Here is a 1,070-nt window from a genome sequence, read left to right as displayed (position 1 = left end):
CCTCTGTTTTCTGATGCAGAGATCAAACCTAATCACGCGACTCGAACCACGCAAGTGGGCATGCCTCTGGCCATTTCTGTCGATGACTATTCACAACTTGCTTTCGTTTTAACGCAAAGTGGTGAGATTCAATATTTATCGATGGACGCACCTGACAAGCCCGCCATTTATACTCAACAGTTAGCGACTAATCCGGTATCTTTTTCTCAATCGGCTCCTGGCCTTGGTTGGTATGGATTAGTGGATGATCAAGGTCTAGCTCATATCTTCAAGCCAGAATTCAACGCGACGTTGAGAGAAAATACTCGCCCGCCAGAAGTGGTGGCGTTGTCGACGGATATGAATTTGACGCTTACCGACGCGCAAGATCCTGTGACGCAATTTGTCTTCAGTGCATCAACGCAAACTCCAACTATTGTTTGGCAGACTCGCAGCGGGAAAGTCAAAGCGCGTTGGCAAGAGAAGTCTGCGCTAGGCGTCGCTCCAACCACGATTGATTTCTCCTTTTCTGCGGGCTTTGACGCTCCCCAACAGATGCTCTTAACACCGGATGGTGAAACGCTTTATTTGCGTGATGGTTCGGAGTTAATTGTTCTGACCAAAGCTGCTCAAAAGTTTAAGGTGCGCGAAGTTATCGATCTTACTCAAGGGGATAAAAAGCATTCTGTAAGAACGATTGATTTGCTTGCGGGCGCATATTCCCTGTTGGTGACGCACAATGATGGTCGCGTTTCGCAATGGTTTGATACTTTGCAAAATGATAAGCGAACCTTAACTCATATTCGTGACTTCAAATTAGCGTCTGAACTTAAATACTTATTGCCGGATTCACACCGCAAAGGATTCTACAGTTTCTACACCAACGGTACGCTTCAGAGTCATTACACGACCAGTGAAAAACTGGTGTTGTTTAAGCGAGCTTATAAACAAGCGCCTGCGATGGCGGCAATGTCGAACAATGAACGCTATCTGATTACTTGGAATGATGACTCGTTAAAGGTGGCGGAGGTCGATAACTCTTACCCTGAAGTCTCGCTTTCTTCACTGTGGCAGAAAGTGTGGTACGAAGG

1 pseudogene is annotated in these 1,070 nt (G+C 46.4%); it reads left to right on the top strand.

What is annotated here, in order from left to right:
- Nucleotides 1-1,070: pseudogene (locus R7P67_RS26235) on the top strand (phosphate ABC transporter permease); the annotation flags it as partial.

The sequence above is a fragment of the Vibrio sp. Vb0937 genome (genome assembly GCF_033338855.1).
This window is presented reverse-complemented; position numbering and strand designations above follow the sequence as displayed.